18 protein-coding genes are annotated in these 16,021 nt (G+C 68.6%); 9 read left to right on the top strand and 9 right to left on the bottom strand.

The genetic code is table 11. The features are described 5' to 3' along the window. The first annotated feature begins 60 nt into the window (after positions 1-60). The 4 genes from WFH00_RS07850 (at position 61) to WFH00_RS07835 (ending at position 3,806) form a co-directional block, all read left to right on the top strand. Positions 61-1,401: an MATE family efflux transporter gene (locus WFH00_RS07850; RefSeq protein WP_336660202.1), complete on the top strand. Its 1,341-nt coding sequence runs from the start codon at positions 61-63 to the stop codon at positions 1,399-1,401. 227 nt (positions 1,402-1,628) lie between these two features. Further along, positions 1,629-2,864, top strand: a complete 1,236-nt coding sequence (locus WFH00_RS07845) for an MFS transporter (protein ID WP_336660200.1) — start codon at positions 1,629-1,631, stop codon at positions 2,862-2,864. 10 nt (positions 2,865-2,874) lie between these two features. Continuing rightward, on the top strand, positions 2,875-3,567 hold the full coding sequence (gene nucS / locus WFH00_RS07840) for an endonuclease NucS (protein WP_336660198.1): 693 nt from the start codon (positions 2,875-2,877) through the stop codon (positions 3,565-3,567). A gap of 80 nt (positions 3,568-3,647) precedes the next feature. Next, the gene (locus WFH00_RS07835) at positions 3,648-3,806 is read left to right on the top strand and encodes a hypothetical protein (protein WP_336660196.1); all 159 of its coding nucleotides are present in this window, start codon (positions 3,648-3,650) and stop codon (positions 3,804-3,806) included. Positions 3,807-4,193: 387 nt separating this feature from the next. Here WFH00_RS07835 and WFH00_RS07830 read toward each other — a convergent pair whose 3' ends face one another. The 3 genes from WFH00_RS07830 to WFH00_RS07820 all read right to left on the bottom strand — a co-directional run bounded on the left by WFH00_RS07830 (position 4,194) and on the right by WFH00_RS07820 (position 6,948). After that, positions 4,194-5,303 carry a fatty acid desaturase family protein gene (locus WFH00_RS07830; RefSeq protein ID WP_336660195.1) on the bottom strand — a complete coding sequence of 370 codons (1,110 nt, stop codon included), beginning with the start codon at positions 5,301-5,303 and terminating at the stop codon, positions 4,194-4,196. 193 nt (positions 5,304-5,496) lie between these two features. Next, positions 5,497-6,255: an alpha/beta fold hydrolase gene (locus WFH00_RS07825; protein WP_336660194.1), complete on the bottom strand. Its 759-nt coding sequence runs from the start codon at positions 6,253-6,255 to the stop codon at positions 5,497-5,499. A gap of 9 nt (positions 6,256-6,264) precedes the next feature. After that, a complete protein-coding gene (locus WFH00_RS07820) occupies positions 6,265-6,948 on the bottom strand; it encodes a TetR/AcrR family transcriptional regulator (RefSeq protein WP_336660193.1) in 684 nt (227 codons plus the stop codon). A gap of 167 nt (positions 6,949-7,115) precedes the next feature. On the opposite strand from WFH00_RS07820, the gene WFH00_RS07815 reads away from it, so the two are divergent. From WFH00_RS07815 to WFH00_RS07800, 4 genes are read left to right on the top strand one after another with little or no spacing between them, the layout of a single operon-like run. Further along, positions 7,116-7,784 (top strand): biotin transporter BioY, encoded by a 669-nt coding sequence (locus WFH00_RS07815; protein WP_336660192.1) that lies wholly within the window; start codon positions 7,116-7,118, stop codon positions 7,782-7,784. A 19-nt stretch (positions 7,785-7,803) separates the two neighbouring features. Then, positions 7,804-8,541: an energy-coupling factor ABC transporter ATP-binding protein gene (locus tag WFH00_RS07810; RefSeq protein ID WP_336660190.1), complete on the top strand. Its 738-nt coding sequence runs from the start codon at positions 7,804-7,806 to the stop codon at positions 8,539-8,541. Continuing rightward, positions 8,538-9,227, top strand: coding sequence for an energy-coupling factor transporter transmembrane component T family protein (locus tag WFH00_RS07805; RefSeq protein ID WP_336660189.1), 690 nt, complete (start codon positions 8,538-8,540; stop codon positions 9,225-9,227). Before WFH00_RS07810 ends, WFH00_RS07805 begins: the two co-directional genes overlap by 4 nt. Before the next feature lie 25 nt (positions 9,228-9,252). Then, positions 9,253-9,714, top strand: coding sequence for an SseB family protein (locus WFH00_RS07800; RefSeq protein WP_336660188.1), 462 nt, complete (start codon positions 9,253-9,255; stop codon positions 9,712-9,714). Between the two features lie 134 nt (positions 9,715-9,848). On the opposite strand, the gene WFH00_RS07795 is transcribed toward WFH00_RS07800, so the two are convergent. The 6 genes from WFH00_RS07795 to pxpA form a co-directional block, all read right to left on the bottom strand. Then, positions 9,849-10,043 carry a tautomerase family protein gene (locus WFH00_RS07795; protein ID WP_336660187.1) on the bottom strand — a complete coding sequence of 65 codons (195 nt, stop codon included), beginning with the start codon at positions 10,041-10,043 and terminating at the stop codon, positions 9,849-9,851. Positions 10,044-10,143: 100 nt separating this feature from the next. Further along, a complete protein-coding gene (locus WFH00_RS07790; protein WP_336660186.1) occupies positions 10,144-11,109 on the bottom strand; it encodes a biotin-dependent carboxyltransferase family protein in 966 nt (321 codons plus the stop codon). Further along, complete coding sequence (locus WFH00_RS07785; protein WP_336660185.1) at positions 11,099-11,992, bottom strand: 5-oxoprolinase subunit B family protein; 894 nt, start codon at positions 11,990-11,992, stop codon at positions 11,099-11,101. Before WFH00_RS07785 ends, WFH00_RS07790 begins: the two co-directional genes overlap by 11 nt. Beyond that, entirely contained in the window at positions 11,989-13,344 is a 1,356-nt protein-coding gene (locus WFH00_RS07780) for an acetyl-CoA carboxylase biotin carboxylase subunit (RefSeq protein WP_336660184.1), read from the bottom strand. Before WFH00_RS07780 ends, WFH00_RS07785 begins: the two co-directional genes overlap by 4 nt. Positions 13,345-13,381: 37 nt before the next feature. Further along, complete coding sequence (locus tag WFH00_RS07775) at positions 13,382-13,618, bottom strand: acetyl-CoA carboxylase (protein WP_336660183.1); 237 nt, start codon at positions 13,616-13,618, stop codon at positions 13,382-13,384. A 49-nt stretch (positions 13,619-13,667) separates the two neighbouring features. Further along, complete coding sequence (gene pxpA, locus WFH00_RS07770; RefSeq protein WP_336660182.1) at positions 13,668-14,402, bottom strand: 5-oxoprolinase subunit PxpA; 735 nt, start codon at positions 14,400-14,402, stop codon at positions 13,668-13,670. Positions 14,403-14,495: 93 nt separating this feature from the next. Here pxpA and WFH00_RS07765 point away from each other — a divergent pair, with 93 nt between their 5' ends. Beyond that, positions 14,496-15,962 carry a helix-turn-helix domain-containing protein gene (locus WFH00_RS07765; protein ID WP_336660180.1) on the top strand — a complete coding sequence of 489 codons (1,467 nt, stop codon included), beginning with the start codon at positions 14,496-14,498 and terminating at the stop codon, positions 15,960-15,962. The last annotated feature ends 59 nt before the right edge of the window (positions 15,963-16,021 follow it).

Raw genomic sequence — 16,021 nt, 5'->3', positions numbered from 1 at the left:
GCGGGAGGGTGCCAGTCGATGTCGTCGGTCAATGTCGGAGCCACCGGATAGCGTTGACGCATGCCCCTCACCGCAGCCCGCGCAGAGCGACGCGCCATCGACCGGAGCATCGCGAACCTCGCGATTCCGGCGCTGGGCGCGCTCATTGCCGAGCCGCTCTTCCTCATCGTCGACTCCGCCCTCATCGGTCATCTCGGCGCGGAGCCATTGGCGGGCCTCGCGATTGCCGGCTCGATCCTGCAGACCGCCGTGGGACTCATGGTGTTCCTCGCGTACGCGACGACCCCGCTCGTCGCGCGGCGGCGCGGCGCGGGCGACCTTCGCGGCGCCGTGCAGGCCGGCGTTGATGGGTTATGGCTCGCGCTCGGCATCGGCGTCGCGGTCGGCGGCGCGATGTGGGCCGCGAGTCGCCCGCTGGTCGAGGCATTCGGCGCCGGGTCGGGCGCGTCCGCTCAGGCGACGACGTACCTCACCATCTCGTGCCTCGGCATTCCCGCGATGCTCGTCGTCTACGCGGCGAGCGGGCTGCTGCGCGGATTGCAAGACACGAAGACCCCGCTCGTGGTGGCGACAATCGGTTTCGCACTGAACGCAGTGCTCAACGCCTGGTTCATCTACGGCCTGGGGCTCGGAATCGCGGGAAGCGCTTGGGGCACCGTTCTGGCGCAGTGGGCGATGGTGGGGGCCTACCTCGTCGTGGTGGCGCGTCACGCGCGGCGGGCTGGCGTGGGGCCACTCCCCCACCACGGTGGCCTCGCGAGCGTCGGGCGCAGCGGAGGCTGGCTCTTTGTTCGCACGCTCGGACTGCGCGCGGCTTTTCTTGCGACCGTTCTTGCCGCCGCATCGCACGGCACCACTGTTACTGCCGGCTACCAGGTCGTGTTCACAATTTTTACGACCGCGGCATTCGCTCTCGACGCGCTCGCCATCGCCGCACAAGCGCTGATCGGTGATGCGCTCGGTTCGCGAGATGCAGCGCGCGCGAAGGCCGTGGTGCGGCGCACGATGCTGTGGGGCGTCGGGAGCGGGGTTGTGGTCGGCGCCGCGCTGATCCTCGCGAGCCCGCTCGTCGGCCGTGCCTTCACGTCCGACGGCGATGTGCTCGCGCTGCTCCCCGCCGCGCTCGTCGTGCTCGGCGCTTCGTTACCGCTCGGGGGCTTCGTCTTCGTGCTTGATGGGGTGCTGATGGGGGCGGGTGATGCTCGCTATCTGGCGTGGACCAGCCTCGCGGGCGTCGCCGTCTACCTTCCGCTGCTCTGGGCGGCCACTGCGCTCGTCGCTCCGGGTGCATCGAGCCTCGTAGCGCTAACGGCCAGCTTCTCGTTCATCTACATGGCCGCGCGGGCGGTCGCGCTCGGGCTCCGCGCGCGAGGCGACCGCTGGGTGAGATTGGGGGTCTGAGACGGCAGACACGCAATCGAGTGCGGGCGCGCAGGCGACGACGCAGCGTGGCCCGTGAAGCGCGCGGTTCGCGACCTGAGTGGCGCGGCGCGCGAAGCGCAGTTTCGCGGCGCATAGCGCTCCGATCTGACGCTTGCTACGCTGAAACTTTCGGTCCCATGAACCCGGTCAGGAGCACTGTGCCCCGCTCGATCGCCCCGCGATTCGCCGTCCGCTGGACCCGAGGGGTGCTGGTTATTTTCGCACTACTCGGTGTCGGATTCGGCAGTTGGCTCGGCAGGCTCCCCGGCCTGCGTGATCACCTCGGTGCCTCGACCCTGCAGATGAGCTGGCTCGGTCTCGCGCTCGCGCTCGGTTCGCTCACCGGTCTGGTTTTCGCAGGGCGCACGGTGTCGTGGCTCGGGCCTCGCCGAACCCTCACGATCGGCATCACTGGTCAGGCGATCGCGCTCCCCGCGGCCATGATCCTGCTCTGGTTCGGCCTGACGGTGCCGGGGGTCATCTGCCTCGTGCTCTACGGCCTCAACTTCGGCACCTCGGACGTCGCGATGAACGTCAGCGGAGCATCGGCCGAGCGCGCCCTCGGCAAGCCGCGCATGCCCCAACTGCATGGCGCATACAGCCTCGGGTCCGTCAGCGCTATGGGGCTCTCGGCCCTCGCTGAGTCCGCCGGGATCATCGTGCCCGTCCACGTCGGAGTCACCTACGCGGTGATTCTTGTCGTCGCGCTCTTCGCACTGCGCGCGTTGCCCGTAGGCAACACCGGCGGCGATGGCGCTCTCGAGGGCGAGGCCGCGCCGAGTGCGCACACGGGCCCGACCACTCACACGGGCCCGGTCCCAGTAGTGGCGCAGGCCGACACCTCGCACGCACCTTCCCTGCGGACCTACTCCCCCTGGCGGCACCCGCGCATCCTGGTCATCGGCCTGATTGCGATGTCCATGTCGCTGGCCGAGGGCGCAGCGAGCGATTGGTTGCCCCTCGCCCTCATCGACGGCCGCGGCTTTACGAACGAGACAGGAGCGCTCGTGCTCGGCGCATTCTTCGTCTCGATGACGGTGACGCGTCTGTCAGGCTCGATGATCCTCGCAAGGTTCGGCCGCGTGCTCGTGCTTCGAGCCGGCGCGGTACTCGTGATCCTCGGGCTCGTGTCCGTGATCGCCATCCCGTTCTCGTGGGCGGCAGCGGTCGGGGCGATCCTCTGGGGCGTAGGGTGCGCCTTCGGATTCCCGATCGGCATCTCCGCCGCCGCTGACAACCCCGAGACGGCGACCCGCGATGTCGCGGCCGTGTCTGCGATCGCGTACACCGCATTTCTGCTCGGGCCGATGAGCTTCGGCTTTCTCGGGGAGCACATCGGGCTGCTGCAAGCCTTCTGGTCGCTGGCGGTCTTCGCCGCAATCGTCGGGCTGACGGCGCGGGTGGCGCGCGAGCCGGAGGCAGCGCCCGCGATGAGCCGGTAAACTCCTGCGGGTGCGAATCGTTGTTGCAGACTGCTCCGTTGACTACGCGGGACGCTTGTCGGCGCACCTGCCGCGCGCCAAGCGGGTGCTCATGCTCAAGAACGACGGCAGCATCCTCGTCCACTCCGACGGCGGCTCCTACAAGCCGCTGAACTGGATGAGCCCGCCCTGCTCCCACGCCACGCTCGAGCTCGACGAGGAGCAGACGAACGCCGGCATCGTCGAAGCGTGGCAGGTGACTCACAAGAAGACCGCCGACAAGCTCGTCGTCTCGATCTTCGAATTTTTCCATGACTCCTCGCACGACCTCGGTGTTGACCCGGGGCTCATCAAGGACGGCGTCGAGGCTCACCTGCAGGAGCTCCTCGCGGAGCAGATCGAACTCGCGGGCGAGGGGCACACCCTCGTGCGACGCGAATACATGACCGCGATCGGCCCGGTCGACATCCTGGCAAAGGACGCGAGTGGCGGATCCGTCGCCATCGAAATCAAGCGCCGCGGAGGCATCGACGGCGTCGAGCAGCTCACGCGATACCTCGAACTCATGAACCGCGACCCCAAGCTCGCGCCGGTGACGGGCATCTTCGCGGCACAGGAGATCAAGCCGCAGGCGCGCACCCTGGCAGAGGATCGGGGGATCCGCTGCCTGCTGCTCGACTACGACGCGATGCGCGGCATGGAAGACCACAACACGCTCTTCTAAACGGGCGAAGCGCGATAAACGCGGATTCCGCGGAGCGCAAGCGGGTGTCGGCGCGCGGCCGATCCGCCTATCGTGGCTGCATGTGGAAAATACTCGGTATCTTGCTCGGGATCTGGCTCGTGCTGTCGATCATCGGGTTCGTGGTGAAGGCGCTGCTGTGGCTGGGGATCGTCGCCGCGATCCTCTTCTGCGCGACCCTGCTGTTCGGCCTGCTCTTCCAGCGCACACCGAAGGCCTGACCGGGCGCTGGGCGCCCTCGCCCCGGAAACGAGAAGCGCCCCTCCGAAAAATCTGCGGAGGGGCGCGGCGCCGCTGCGGTGACGGTATATGGGGTACACGCTGACCCGGAGCGACCCGCTCAGTCTGCCCCGTGCACTCGCTGCCGGATAGGCGGTTGACCTCTCCCGCCTCGATCAACTATGTGCGAGCCCGCAACCGAGGCCGCGAGAATGAGGATCTTTGCGGTGCCCGAGCGTCTTTGGGGCAGAAAGACGCTCGGGCACAGCAAAGACGCTCGGGTAGGGGTAGGGCGGCGGATCGGCCAGCGCGCGCGAGTCCACGCGCGCCGAGGGCGGCGGATCGGCCGAACGCGCAGGACGCCGCGCGTGCCGCGGGGTGACGCCGACCTACGCGCGGCGGTACTGCGCCGAGATGGGGCAGTCGAAGGGGTCGCGCGCGGCGAGGCCGACGCGGTTGAGGTACTCGATCACGATGCCGTAGGAGCGGATCAGCGAGGTCTCCGTGTAGGGCACGCCCAGGTTGTCGCAGTGCTCGCGCACGATGACCCGAGCCTTTGAGAGGAACGGCCGCGACATGCTCGGGAAGAGGTGGTGCTCGACCTGGTAGTTGAGTCCGCCCATGAGCAACGTCGCCCACCAGCCGCCGCGGATGTTGCGCGAGGTGCGTACCTGCTTGCTGAAGAAGTCCAGCTTGGCGTCGTGCGCGATCACGGGCATGCCCTTGTGGTTCGGCGCGAACGAGGCCCCCATGTAGACGCCGAACACGGCGAGCTGCACACCGAGGAACGCGAACGCCATGCCTACGGGCAGCAGGAGAAACACGGGCACGAGCAGCGCGGCGAACCGCCCGAAGATGATCGCGAGCTCGGTCCAGCGACCCTTGACGGGCTCACGACCGAACAGGTGACGGAAGCTGTGGAAGTGCAGGTTCAGCCCCTCGAGCATCAGCAGCGGAAAGAAGAACCAGCCCTGTCGGCGCGTGATCGCGCGTCGCAGGCCCCGCGCCTCGACGGCGTCCTCCTCGATGAATGAGATGGTGTCGACCTCGATGTCGGGATCCTTCCCGACGCGGTTCGGGTTCGAGTGGTGCCGCGAGTGCTTCGAGTCCCACCAGGAGTAGCTCATACCGATCGACCCCGCGAGCACGCGAGCGAGCCGATCATTCGCGGGCCCGAGCGAGAGGATCTGACGGTGCGCCGCCTCATGAGCGAGGAAGGCGGTCTGCGTGAAGATGATCCCGAGCGCAGCTGCAATGAGCAGCTGAAACCAGCTGTCCCCCAGCAGCACGAAACCGGTGATGGCGCCTCCCAGCGCCAGCGCGATCGCGACACCGACGGTCGCGTAGAAGCCGTGCGCGCGCCGCAGCAGCCCGGATTCCCGAACAACCTCGGACACGCGGGAGTAAGCCTTCGCGACGGGCGGGAAATCCTCGGCCCGGGCCCGCGTCGGGCGAAGCGGACCGAGCCCGCTGAGTTCCAGAGTAGGAGTCACCGACATGAGCGGCACCTGCTTCCGTTGCGGACGCCCCCTCGGGGTCCTGGTCGAGCCACAGGCGTTTGCCGATCGCTAAGGGCCACGCTACTTGGCGCACCATGCAGCAGGCTGCACACGACGAGATTCGGTGGAGTCCCTCAGGTTCGCGCAGCACCGCTCGAAGCGGTCGGCGCCACGGGCACCGGGCGCTCGGCAGCTACAGGCGCCGCGAACCGAGGAACGACAGGATCATCGACGCGACCGGTTCGGCGCTGCGGATGATCGCCTCGTGCCCGCGACCCGGGATCAGCTGCGACACGCTCTCGGGCACCGCTGCCGCCACCTCCGCGTTCCATTCCGGCGGGCAGACGCGATCCTCCTCGCCGCTGAGCACGAGCGTCGGCACCCCGATCTTCGGGCAGACGTGCTCGATGCGGTGCGCGAGCATGAACTGCAGCTTGCGCCAGTACCAGAGCGGACTGGTCTTCGCGTACTCCCAGATGCCGAGCAGCAGCACCTTCGGCGTCTCACCGAAGAGATCTTGCACCATCCGCAGTCCCTGCCGCGCGGCACTGCGCTCGCGCCGATTCACCGTGGGCGCGATCATCACGACGGCCTCGGCCAGCTCCGGCCACCGCGCTGCGATTTCCGCGACGATCTGCGTTCCCATCGAGTGACCGACGAGCACGGAGCGGCCCGGCGCGCGGTCGCGGAGAAACTGCGCAACAACGTCGGCCGTGTGCTCGAGACTGGTGGCGGATCCCGGCTCCGGCGAATCGCCGAAACCGGGGAGGTCTATCGCGAGTACCCGCCCGGACCCGCGGAGTTTCTCCGCGACGCCAGCGAAGACGACGCGCCCCATGCCGATGCCGTGGACGAGCAGGTACGTGCGGCTGTCGGGTACTGCAGGCCCGGGCGTCTCGGTGTACGCCATCGTGACCCGGCCGTTCGTGTAGCTCAGATCACGCGCTTCCATCCCAGAAGGTTAGCGGGTGAGACCCGCGATGATGATGTCGAGACCCCGCTCGAACGACGCGTCGAGATCGGCCGCGGGATCCGCCGCCGCCGGTGCACCGTCGCCTCGCGCCGGGCTCGCGCCCGGTGCGGAGGGCGACCCGACCGGCGCAGCGACGAGCGAACCAAGCGCGCCGATCGCCGCCGCTTGGCGGTGCGTCTGCGTCGACTGCGCGTGCGCGCACGTGAAGAGCAGCAGCGTGCGGGCGCCGTCGCCACCCACGAGCGCCGCGAGCCGGCTCTCGATCAGGGAGTCGCCGAGCCGGAACGCCGCAGCGGTGGCGACGACCTCGGCGCCGTCGCGCACCGCGAGCATGGCGCCCCGGAGCGCGAGGCAGAGGTGGCGAGCGCGCTCAGCGGGAGGCGCCGCTGCGTCGGCAGCAGGAGCTCCCGCCCCGGCTTGGCCCTCACGCTCGCCTTCGGGCTCGCCTTCTCCAGCCGGTGCCTCTCCTCCCCGCGATGGCGGCAGCACCCCAGCAACGATCGCGTCGGCCATGAGCGCGAGCAGGCTCTGCTTATTTGGCACGTGGTGGTACAACGCGCTCGGCTGCACGTCGAGCTCGGCCGCGACCCGGCGCATTGAGCAGCCCTCGAGGCCCTGGGCGTCGAGCACGCGCACGGCTGTCGAGATCACGTCGGCGAGTGTGTTGCGCATTCCGCAAGCCTACCGCTAACCTGAACACCGTTCACCTGAACACCATTCAGGCGAGCGCCGCTGGAGCACCTCAGCCCGCGCACCTGCACCCGTGTCGCGGCATTGCCCGACAGACCGCACCGCCCGCTTATGCGCGGCAACTCACCCGATCTTCCGAGGAGACCACCGTGACCATCGATGCGACACCCGCCCCCGAGGCCCGCGCAGCACACACGCGCAGCGGTACCCGCGCCGCCACCGACCTCGCGCTCATCGCGGCGTTCGCGGCGCTCATCGCGGCGTGCGCGCTGCTGCCCGCGATCAGCATCGGCGGCCTCGTGCCGATCACGCTGCAGACCTTCGGCGTGCTGCTCGCCGGCGCCGTGCTCGGGGCGCGTCGCGGCTTTCTCGCCGTGCTGCTCTACCTCGCCGTCGGCGCAATCGGGCTCCCCGTGTTCTCGGGCGGTGCGGCGGGGCTGGCGCCGTTCGCCGGGCCGACTGCCGGCTACCTTGTCGCCTTCCCGTTCGCGGCGGCGCTCACCGGCCTCATCGTGCAGCGGCTCCCCCGCCGCAAGGTCGCGACGAGCATCCCGCTCATCTTCGTCGCCGGGTTCGCAAGCAGCCTCGCGCTGATCCACCCGCTCGGGGCGCTCGGGCTGGCGTGGCGCGGCGGCATGGGGATCGGCGAGGCCTTCCTCTTCGACCTCGCGTTCATTCCGGGTGACATCGCGAAGAACATTCTGATGGCGCTCGTTGCTACCGCCGTGCACCGCGCTTTCCCGGCGCTGCTGCCTGCGCGCCGGAAGACGCGCGCCGGTGCGAGCGGCACGACCGCCACCCCCGCTTCCGCTCGCTGAACCCGCTCGCTGAACCCGCATGATCGAATTCCGCGACGCCACCGTCGTCGCACCCGGCCTCGACGGTGACACGACGATCCTCCACCCCACCATCCTCACGCTGCGCGAGCAGCGGGTTTCGGTGATCGGGGGCAACGGATCAGGCAAGTCGACCCTCGCGCGCCTCATCAACGGCCTCGTCGAGCCGACGGCTGGGGCGGTGCGCGTCGGGGGGAGCGCGGGGGCGGGGGCAGCACCGGCCGCGGCCACGCCCGACCAACTCCTCGACACTCGCCAAGACGGGCCCGCGGTACGCCGCACCGTCGGCTTCGTCTTCACCGACCCGGCCGCGCAGCTCATCATGCCGACCGTTATCGAGGATGTCGCGCTTTCGCTCCGCCGCACGCACCGGGTCAAGAGCGAACGCCAGGCCGCGGCTCTCGAGGTGCTCGGGCGCTTCGGGCTCGCAGCACTCGCGGACCGCAGCGTCCACACCCTCTCCGGCGGCCAGAAGCAGCTCCTCGCCATCGCGACGGTGCTCGCGAGCGACCCCGCGATCCTCGTCGCCGACGAACCGACGACCCTGCTCGACCTTCGCAACGCCCGCCGCATCGGAGACCTGCTCATGTCGCTCCCCCAGCAGGTGCTCACCGTGACGCACGACCTCGATCTCGCCGCGCGCGCGGATCGCACCCTCGTGGTCGAGGCCGGCCGCGTCGTGTTCGACGGCACCCCCGCCGACGCGATCGCCCACTACCGCGAACGGGCGCTCCGGTGAGCGAGCCGTCACCGCTCGGCGCCTACTCGTCGCGGCGCGGCCCGCTCCACGCGCTGCTCCCGGGTGCAAAACTGCTCATGCTTTTCGTCTTCGCGGTGCTCGCGGTCGCGTTGCGCGGGCCGGGGTGGACCACGCTGTGGCTCGGAATCGCGGCCGCGCTCATCGGGCTCGCAGGCATGGGCTGGCGCGACTTCGTGCGCGTCGCGCGGAGCTTCGGCATCGTCGCGGTGCTGCTCTTCGTCTTCACTGCGGCGAGCGCAGCGATCTCGGAGGCGGGCGGCTGGGGCTCGTTTCCGCCCGCGGACGCATGGGCCGCGGGTGCCCTGCGCGGTTACGGGGTGGTGGGAAGCCTGTTCGCGCTGATCCTCGCCGCAAGCGCCGTGACCGCGAGCACCGCGATCGAAGACATGACCGATACCGTGACCTGGGCGATCGGCCCTCTGCGGCGCTTCGGCGCGCAGCCCGAGCGAGTGGCGCTCGCGTTCTCCCTGGTGATCCGCGCGATCCCGACGACGATCGGCATCGCTCGAGAGACCCGGGACGCGGCCCGCGCACGCGGGCTCGAGCGCAGCCCGCGTGCCCGCGTCGTCCCGCTCGTTATCCGTACGGTCGCCCAGGCGCACGCAACCGGTGAAGCGCTCGCCGCGCGGGGCATCGGAGATGATGAGGCGGCGGGTCGCGACTGACCCCGCGACGCGTAGGCTGGAGGGCATGACCGAGCAGCCGCCGATCCCTGAAGACGTGCACGCCGATTACGCGAACGCGGCGGCGAGAGAGGCCCTCGATACGTTCCAGGCGACGCCGGACTACGAGCATCTCGCGGCGTTTCTGAACGCGCTGCGCGAGGGTTACCTCGTTGTTGACGTGACCGGCGCCTCGTCCAAGAAGAAAGGGCACCGGGTGCGGATGATCCGCTCGACAACCGGGCAGCCCGTGCTCCCCATCTTCACCTCGATGGCGGAGCTGCGCGCGATGGCGCCGGCGAGCCGCTCCGAGGAACTTCGCGGTGCCGTCATGCCCGCCCAGGCCGCGCTCGCGCTCATCAGCACCGACCGCTTCGTCGCGGCCGAGTTCGATAAGGCTTCAGCCTCGCTCGTGATGCTGCGCAAATACGTCGCGCTCGCGGCGGGGGGCGACGAGATCACCGCGGCCGTGCTGGAGGGCATGCGCTAACCGGGAGCGGCCGCCTCGCACGACGAGTGCCGGGCGCAGCGGAACCAGGAATTAGGAACCAGGAACCAGGAACCAGGAACCAGGAACCAGGAACCAGGAACCGCAGCGAACCACACGCCTCACGCCGCGAGGACTTAGCGGGTCTCCCCGTTGAACGTCCACTGCTCCCGCGGCACGCCCTCGACGGTGACCCACGTGTCGGGCCGGGCGCCGTTCGGGCCGGAGCAGTGCTCGGCCACGACCTCGTCGATCGCGACCGCGAGCCGCTTCGCCAGCTCCGGATCTTGCTGCAGGCGATGCTCGAACATTTTGACAGACACGAGTGGCATGTGGACTCCTTCGAGGTGACGTATCGGCGCCCGCTATCAGCGGGGCGCGGATTGAATGGACGGCTGCGGACCGAACGGAAAGCGCAGGATCACCGGGCGCTTACGACCAGACGCGAGCGAGGCGGTCTCGACGCTCAGCACGAGCCGCGAGCGCTTCCTCCATGGTGACCGGCACGAAGCGCACCTTCGTTCCCGGCGCCATGCGGGCGAAGAGGTCCATATCCGCGCTGATCACGGTCCCGGCCTGAGCGTAACCGCCACCCGAGACCGCATCGCAGTGCAGCACGATGGGCTGCGTTCCGCCCGGGATCTGAATGGACCCCACCGCGTACCCCGCGTCGGTGATGTTCGAGGGATCCTGCCCGGCGCCGAACGGCTGCTCCTCTTCCTTCCACGGCGCGCCGGGCCCGTCGAAGCGCAGGCCCATGCGATCCGCCACCGGCGAGAGCGTCCATTCCTCATCGCTCAGGTTCGCGCGACCCTCGTCCGTGAGCTTGTGGTCGTAGAGCCCGAACATGATGCGGACGTTCATCTCGCGCTCGAACGTCGGAATGAGGTCATCGGGAATGACATCGAGACGCGGCAGCTCTGAGGTCTCGACAGCGCCGACCGGCAAGACGTCGCCAGCCTGCAGCGCGCGGCCCTCGAAACCGCCGATTCGACCGATGGGATAGGTGGATCGCGACCCCAGCACCTCGGGCACGTCGATGCCTCCAGAAACCGCGATGAAGAACTTCGTTCCGCCGCGGATTACTCCGAACGACAGCTCATCCCCCGCCGCAAGGTCGACGCGCGCGTGCTGCTGCACCGCTTCGCCATTGACGAGCACGTCCACCGGAGCGCCCGTCACAGCGACGGTGACCGGCGCATCGGTGCGCAGTTTCGGCCCCATGTAGGTGCATTCGAGCACGGCGGCGTCGGCAGAGTTACCAACGAGGCGGTTTCCGAGCGCCGCGGAGTACTGATCCATCGCGCCGCCCTGCGGAATACCGAAGCGGTAGTAACCAAAGCGACCGCGATCCTGCACGGTCGTCGCGAGCCCTGGGCTCTGAATCTCAAGCGGCATCGAGGACCTCCAGAAGTGAGCGATTGTAGCCATCAGGATCGGCGAGGGCGTCCGACAGGGTGAACGTCACGGGCGCCTGCTTGTAGCGGTACGTTCCCGCGGCGACGGCGGCCTCGATCTCCCGGTACTCGGCCTCCTCGACGGGGCGGTACTTCACAATGTCGCCCGTGCGGAAGAGCACCATGAAGTCCTCGAAGTCCGCGAGCTTCTGCTCGGGATCGTAGATCGGCGTCGGCGTGATCCCGAACATCTGATACCCGCCCGCACCGCGCACCGAGTAGTGGGCGGTGAAGCACCCGCCGTATCCGATTGTGTGCGCAGGGGTGTCCGTGCGGGGGCTCAGGTACTTCGGCACCTCGAGCTGGCGCTCACGCGGCGTGAGCTGGAACAGGAACGGCAGGCCCGCGACGAAGCCGACCATCGAGACGATCCAGGGCGTCTCGTGGTGGCGCTGCACGAGCTCTTCCGCCGAGGAGAGCCCGTTGACCTCGGCGGCGTAGTCGAGGTCGGTGCCCTCGGGGCGCTGATGGTAGCCCTCCCGGAAGCGGGCCTCCACCTCGCGCGTGTAGGGGTCGCCGTACCACACCGGCACCTCGACGATGCGGGTCTCGAGCTGCTGCACCGTCGCCTTCCGCACCTCGGCCTCGAGCTCGCGCACGTTCCGCTCGAGCTCGGTGTGCTCGAGCACATCGGGGTCGAAGCGGATCAGCAGCGACGCGTTCGCCGGGCAGATGTCGACGATGCCGCCGAGCTTCCGCTCTTCGAGGCCCACGGCGATCGAGTTGGAGACGAAGTTCGCCTCGAGCGACATGTCGGGGGCGATTTCGACGAGCAAGAACTCGTCGCCGCCCCAGCTGTAACGGGCGTTCTCTGGCAGAGTCATGCGGATTCTCCCAACAGGCCTGGAACTGATTCGATGTAGGTGGTGTAGTGCTCGGCCGCAGCGAAATCGTCGAGCTCGATCAGGCGGCGCATCAGTGGGACGGTGGTCTTGATCCCGCTGATCTCGGTCTCGCGCAGCACGCGGATCGCGCGCGCACGAGCCTGCTCGCGATCGGCGGCCCAGACGACCACCTTGCCGAGCAGCGAGTCGTAGAACGGCATGACGGTCTGCCCCGCGGAGAAGCCGAAGTCCGCGCGAACGCCGGGGCCTCCCGAGAGCTCGAGCGTCTCGATCTTGCCGGGGCTCGGCATGAAGCTGTTGTCCGGGTCCTCCGCGTTGATGCGGAATTCGAAGGCGTGACCATCGAAGCGGATGTCCTCCTGCGTGTAGCCGAGCTTCTCGCCCGCGGCGACGCGGAGCTGCTCGCGCACGAGATCGATGCCGGTGATGGCCTCGCTGATCGGGTGCTCAACCTGCAGGCGGGTGTTCATCTCGATGAACGCGACCTCCTGGCGCTCGGGGTCGTAGAGGAACTCGACCGTGCCCGCGCCGATGTACTTCGATTGGCGCGCGAGCTCGACCGAGGTGTCGCGCATCCGCTGGCGGAGGTCGACGGGCAGACCGGGGGCCGGCGCCTCCTCGATGACCTTCTGCTGACGACGCTGCATGGAGCAGTCGCGGTCGCCGAGGTGCACCCAGGACTCGCCGTCACCGAATACCTGCACCTCGACGTGTCGAGCGCGCGTGACGAAGCGCTCGAAATACACCTCGTTCGAGCCGAATGCGGCGAGCGCCTCGGCCTGCGCCACCTCGACCGTGCCGCGCACGTCCGCGCGGGAGTTGATCCGTCGAATGCCTCGCCCGCCGCCTCCGGCCGACGCCTTCACGACGAGCGGATAGCCGATCTCGTCGGCGATGCTCTCGATGTCAGCCGAGGTGTCGAGCACGCCCTCGGTTCCGGCGAGCACGGGCACCCCCGCGTCGATCGCCGCTTGCCGCGCGCGCGCTTTGTCGCCCATCAGATCGATCGCGTCGGGATCCGGCCCCACCCAGATCAGCCCGGCTTCGAGAACGCGCCGCGCGAACGCCGCGTTCTCGGACAAGAACCCGTAGCCCGGGTGAATGGCGTCGGCACCGCTGGCCTCGGCCGCTGCGATCACCGCGTCATGATTCAGGTAGCTGAGACCCGCAGGGGCCGGGCCGATGACGTGGGTTTCGTCAGCGATCCGCTCGGCGTTCGAGCCCCGATCGGCCTCGCTCACCACCGCGACCGTTGCAAGTCCCATCTCCTGAGCCGTGCGGATGATGCGGACCGCGATTTCGCCGCGGTTGGCGACGAGCAGTTTCTTCAAGACAGGTGCTCCTTTGCTACTGGCTGGTGAGAATGACTCAGTCGACGGTGGCGATGACGTCGCCGGGCCCGACCGTGCCGTTGTCGTCAACGGCGAAGGAGGAGATGACGCCGGCGGCCTCGACCTTGACCTCGGTGAACTGCTTCATGATCTCGATGATGCCGATGGTCTGCCCGGCCTCCACCGAGTCCCCGACCTCCACGAACGGCTCCTTGTCGGGGGCGGGCCGACGGTAGAAGATGCCTGGAAGCGGGGCGATGACCTGTGCACTCATGGGTGTTCTCTCCAATGGGTAGTTGGGTGGTACCGGGAAAGCCCGGGGTTCAGTTGGCGAGCTCTGCGCGAACGGCTTCGGCGACCTCGACCGCGTTCGGCGTATCGGAGTGCACGCAGATGCTGCCGAAGGACATCGGGATCGAGGTGCCGGCGGTTGAGAGGATCGAACCCGTCTCGATGGCGCTGCGGGTGCGCTCCGCGGCGGCGTGCGGATCGGTGCGATGCGGCTGCCGCAGGATGATGAGGCCGCCGTCCGCGTTGTAATCGAGGTCGACGTAGAGCTCGCCGACGAACTCGACGCCCTCACGCTCGGCGACAACCTGGTGCGCCGAGCCCGCGATGCCGTAGACGGGGACTCCGAAGTCCTTCGCGACGCGCACCGCGCCGAGCATCAGCTCTTCGTCGCGCGCGAGCATCCCGTAGAGGGAGCCGTGCGCCTTGATGTGGTTGAGCGGCATGTCGTACTTCCGCAGGAAGCCCGCGAGCGCTCCGACCTGATAGCGGATCAGGTTCTCGACCTCGTCCTGAGTCAGCTTCATCTCGCGCCGACCGAACCCGACGATGTCGGGGAGCCCGGGGTGCGCTCCCACCCGGACGTCGTGCTGCTGCGCGAGCGCGACCGTCTGCTCCATGACCTGCGGATCGCCGGCGTGGAAGCCGCATGCGACGTTCGCCACGTCAATGATGGCCATGAGCGCGGGATCGTTTCCGAACGTGTGCAGCCCCAGGGCCTCGCCCATATCCGAGTTGACAAGAATCTCTTCACGACTGTGTGATGCCATGCCCCCAAGGTACGCGGAGACACGAAACGACGTTATTATGCATCTGCAAGAAACTTACGTCTTGTTTTGTGCAACCGCCAAGGAGGTTACGGAGTGCGCATCACCGACCTCCTCGCCGATCCATCCCTTGAACTCGGGCTCGAAACGCCCTCGAGCGCGAAGCGACTCGATCGGGAGATCATTCGCTGCGCGCCGATGGAGCACCTCGACCCGACGCCGTTCATGGACGACAACCAGCTGCTCCTGACTTCGGGGATCGGCATGAACTTCTCGGCCCAGAGCATCTGGGACGGTTACGTCGAGCGACTCACCCGCGTATCCGTATCGGCCGTCGCCTTCGCCGTCGGCCCGGCGCACCGCGAAATTCCCCCCGGCCTGGTGGCGGCGTGCACGGCTCAAGACGTGCCGCTTCTCCGGGTGCCGACGACGGTTCCGCTGCACAAGATCGACCAGTACGTCGAGGAGTGGCTGCAGGCAGAGCGCATCCGACGTTTCGACCGAGGGTGGGCGCTCGCCGACGAGTGCGCCAGGCTCGCGAGCCAGGGGGCGGAGATCACCACGCTCCTGACCGCGATCCACGCGGTCATAGAACAGCCCGTCGCCGTGTACGACGCCTTCGATTCCGTGATCGCGCAGTACCCCGAGACGGCGACCTGGCGCACGGGCGCGCAGCACGCCGACTCACCGGACGTGCTGAGCGTTCCGCTGCCGATGGGCCTCAGCAATCCGTGCCGCCTCGCGGTGCGCCTGCTGCGCTCGGCCAATGAGATCGCGACCCTACTCGCGCCCGTCTCGTCGATCCTCGCGCTGCAGCTGAACCGTGCGGTCGGGGTGGACGCGAGCAGCCATCAGGACATGCTCCGTTTCGTCAACCGCTGCATCGCGTGGTCGGAATCGACGCGCAGCGACGTCGCAAATGCGTTTCACGAACTCGGGCTCAACCGACGAGCCCATTCCGCGCTCGCCGTCGCGGACATGAGCGGCGAGCACGCCGCTGCCGCTTGGAAGCTGCGGGTCGCCCTGCACGCCGCCTTCCACGACGTGCGCGTCGCGGAGATCGACGAGCGCCTCATCGCGCTCGCCCAGTTCCCCCGCGAGAGTTTCGAGAACGCGGGCGACTCGCTCATGCACATGCAACCTCCGCTGCCGCTGGTCTACCGCGGTGGCCTGCGCACGATCGACGAGCTGCGGATCTCCCTCGTGCACGCGCTCGACCTCGTACAGCACACCGCAGTTCCCGTCGTTGCCCCGGCGCTCGGGCTCAGCGCGGTCGTCGCCGCGGCCGCCGGACGCGGCGCGCGCGAGTCGGCGGAACGCTTTCTCGCGCCTCTCCTCGAGTACGACGAGCAGCGCAGCGCGGAGCTCATTCCCACCCTCCGGGCCTGGATTCGCAACGACGCCCAGCCCTCTCGCACCTGCGAGGAGCTCTTCATCCACCGCAATTCGCTCGGATACCGCCTCAGGCGCATCGAGGAGATCCTCGGACTCTCGCTCGACACGCTCGAGGGCAAGTCGACGTGCCTCATGGCGCTGAGACTCGTCGACATCGAGCCGTACTAGCCCGGGGATCCGTCGCCCGAACACGGAAGCGAGCACGGTCGAACAGACCCGTGCTCGCT

The sequence above is a fragment of the Leucobacter sp. USHLN153 genome (genome assembly GCF_037145615.1).
GTDB lineage: Bacteria > Actinomycetota > Actinomycetes > Actinomycetales > Microbacteriaceae > Leucobacter.
The sequence above is the reverse complement of the archived record's forward strand: the minus strand, read 5'-3'. Positions and strand labels throughout refer to the sequence as shown.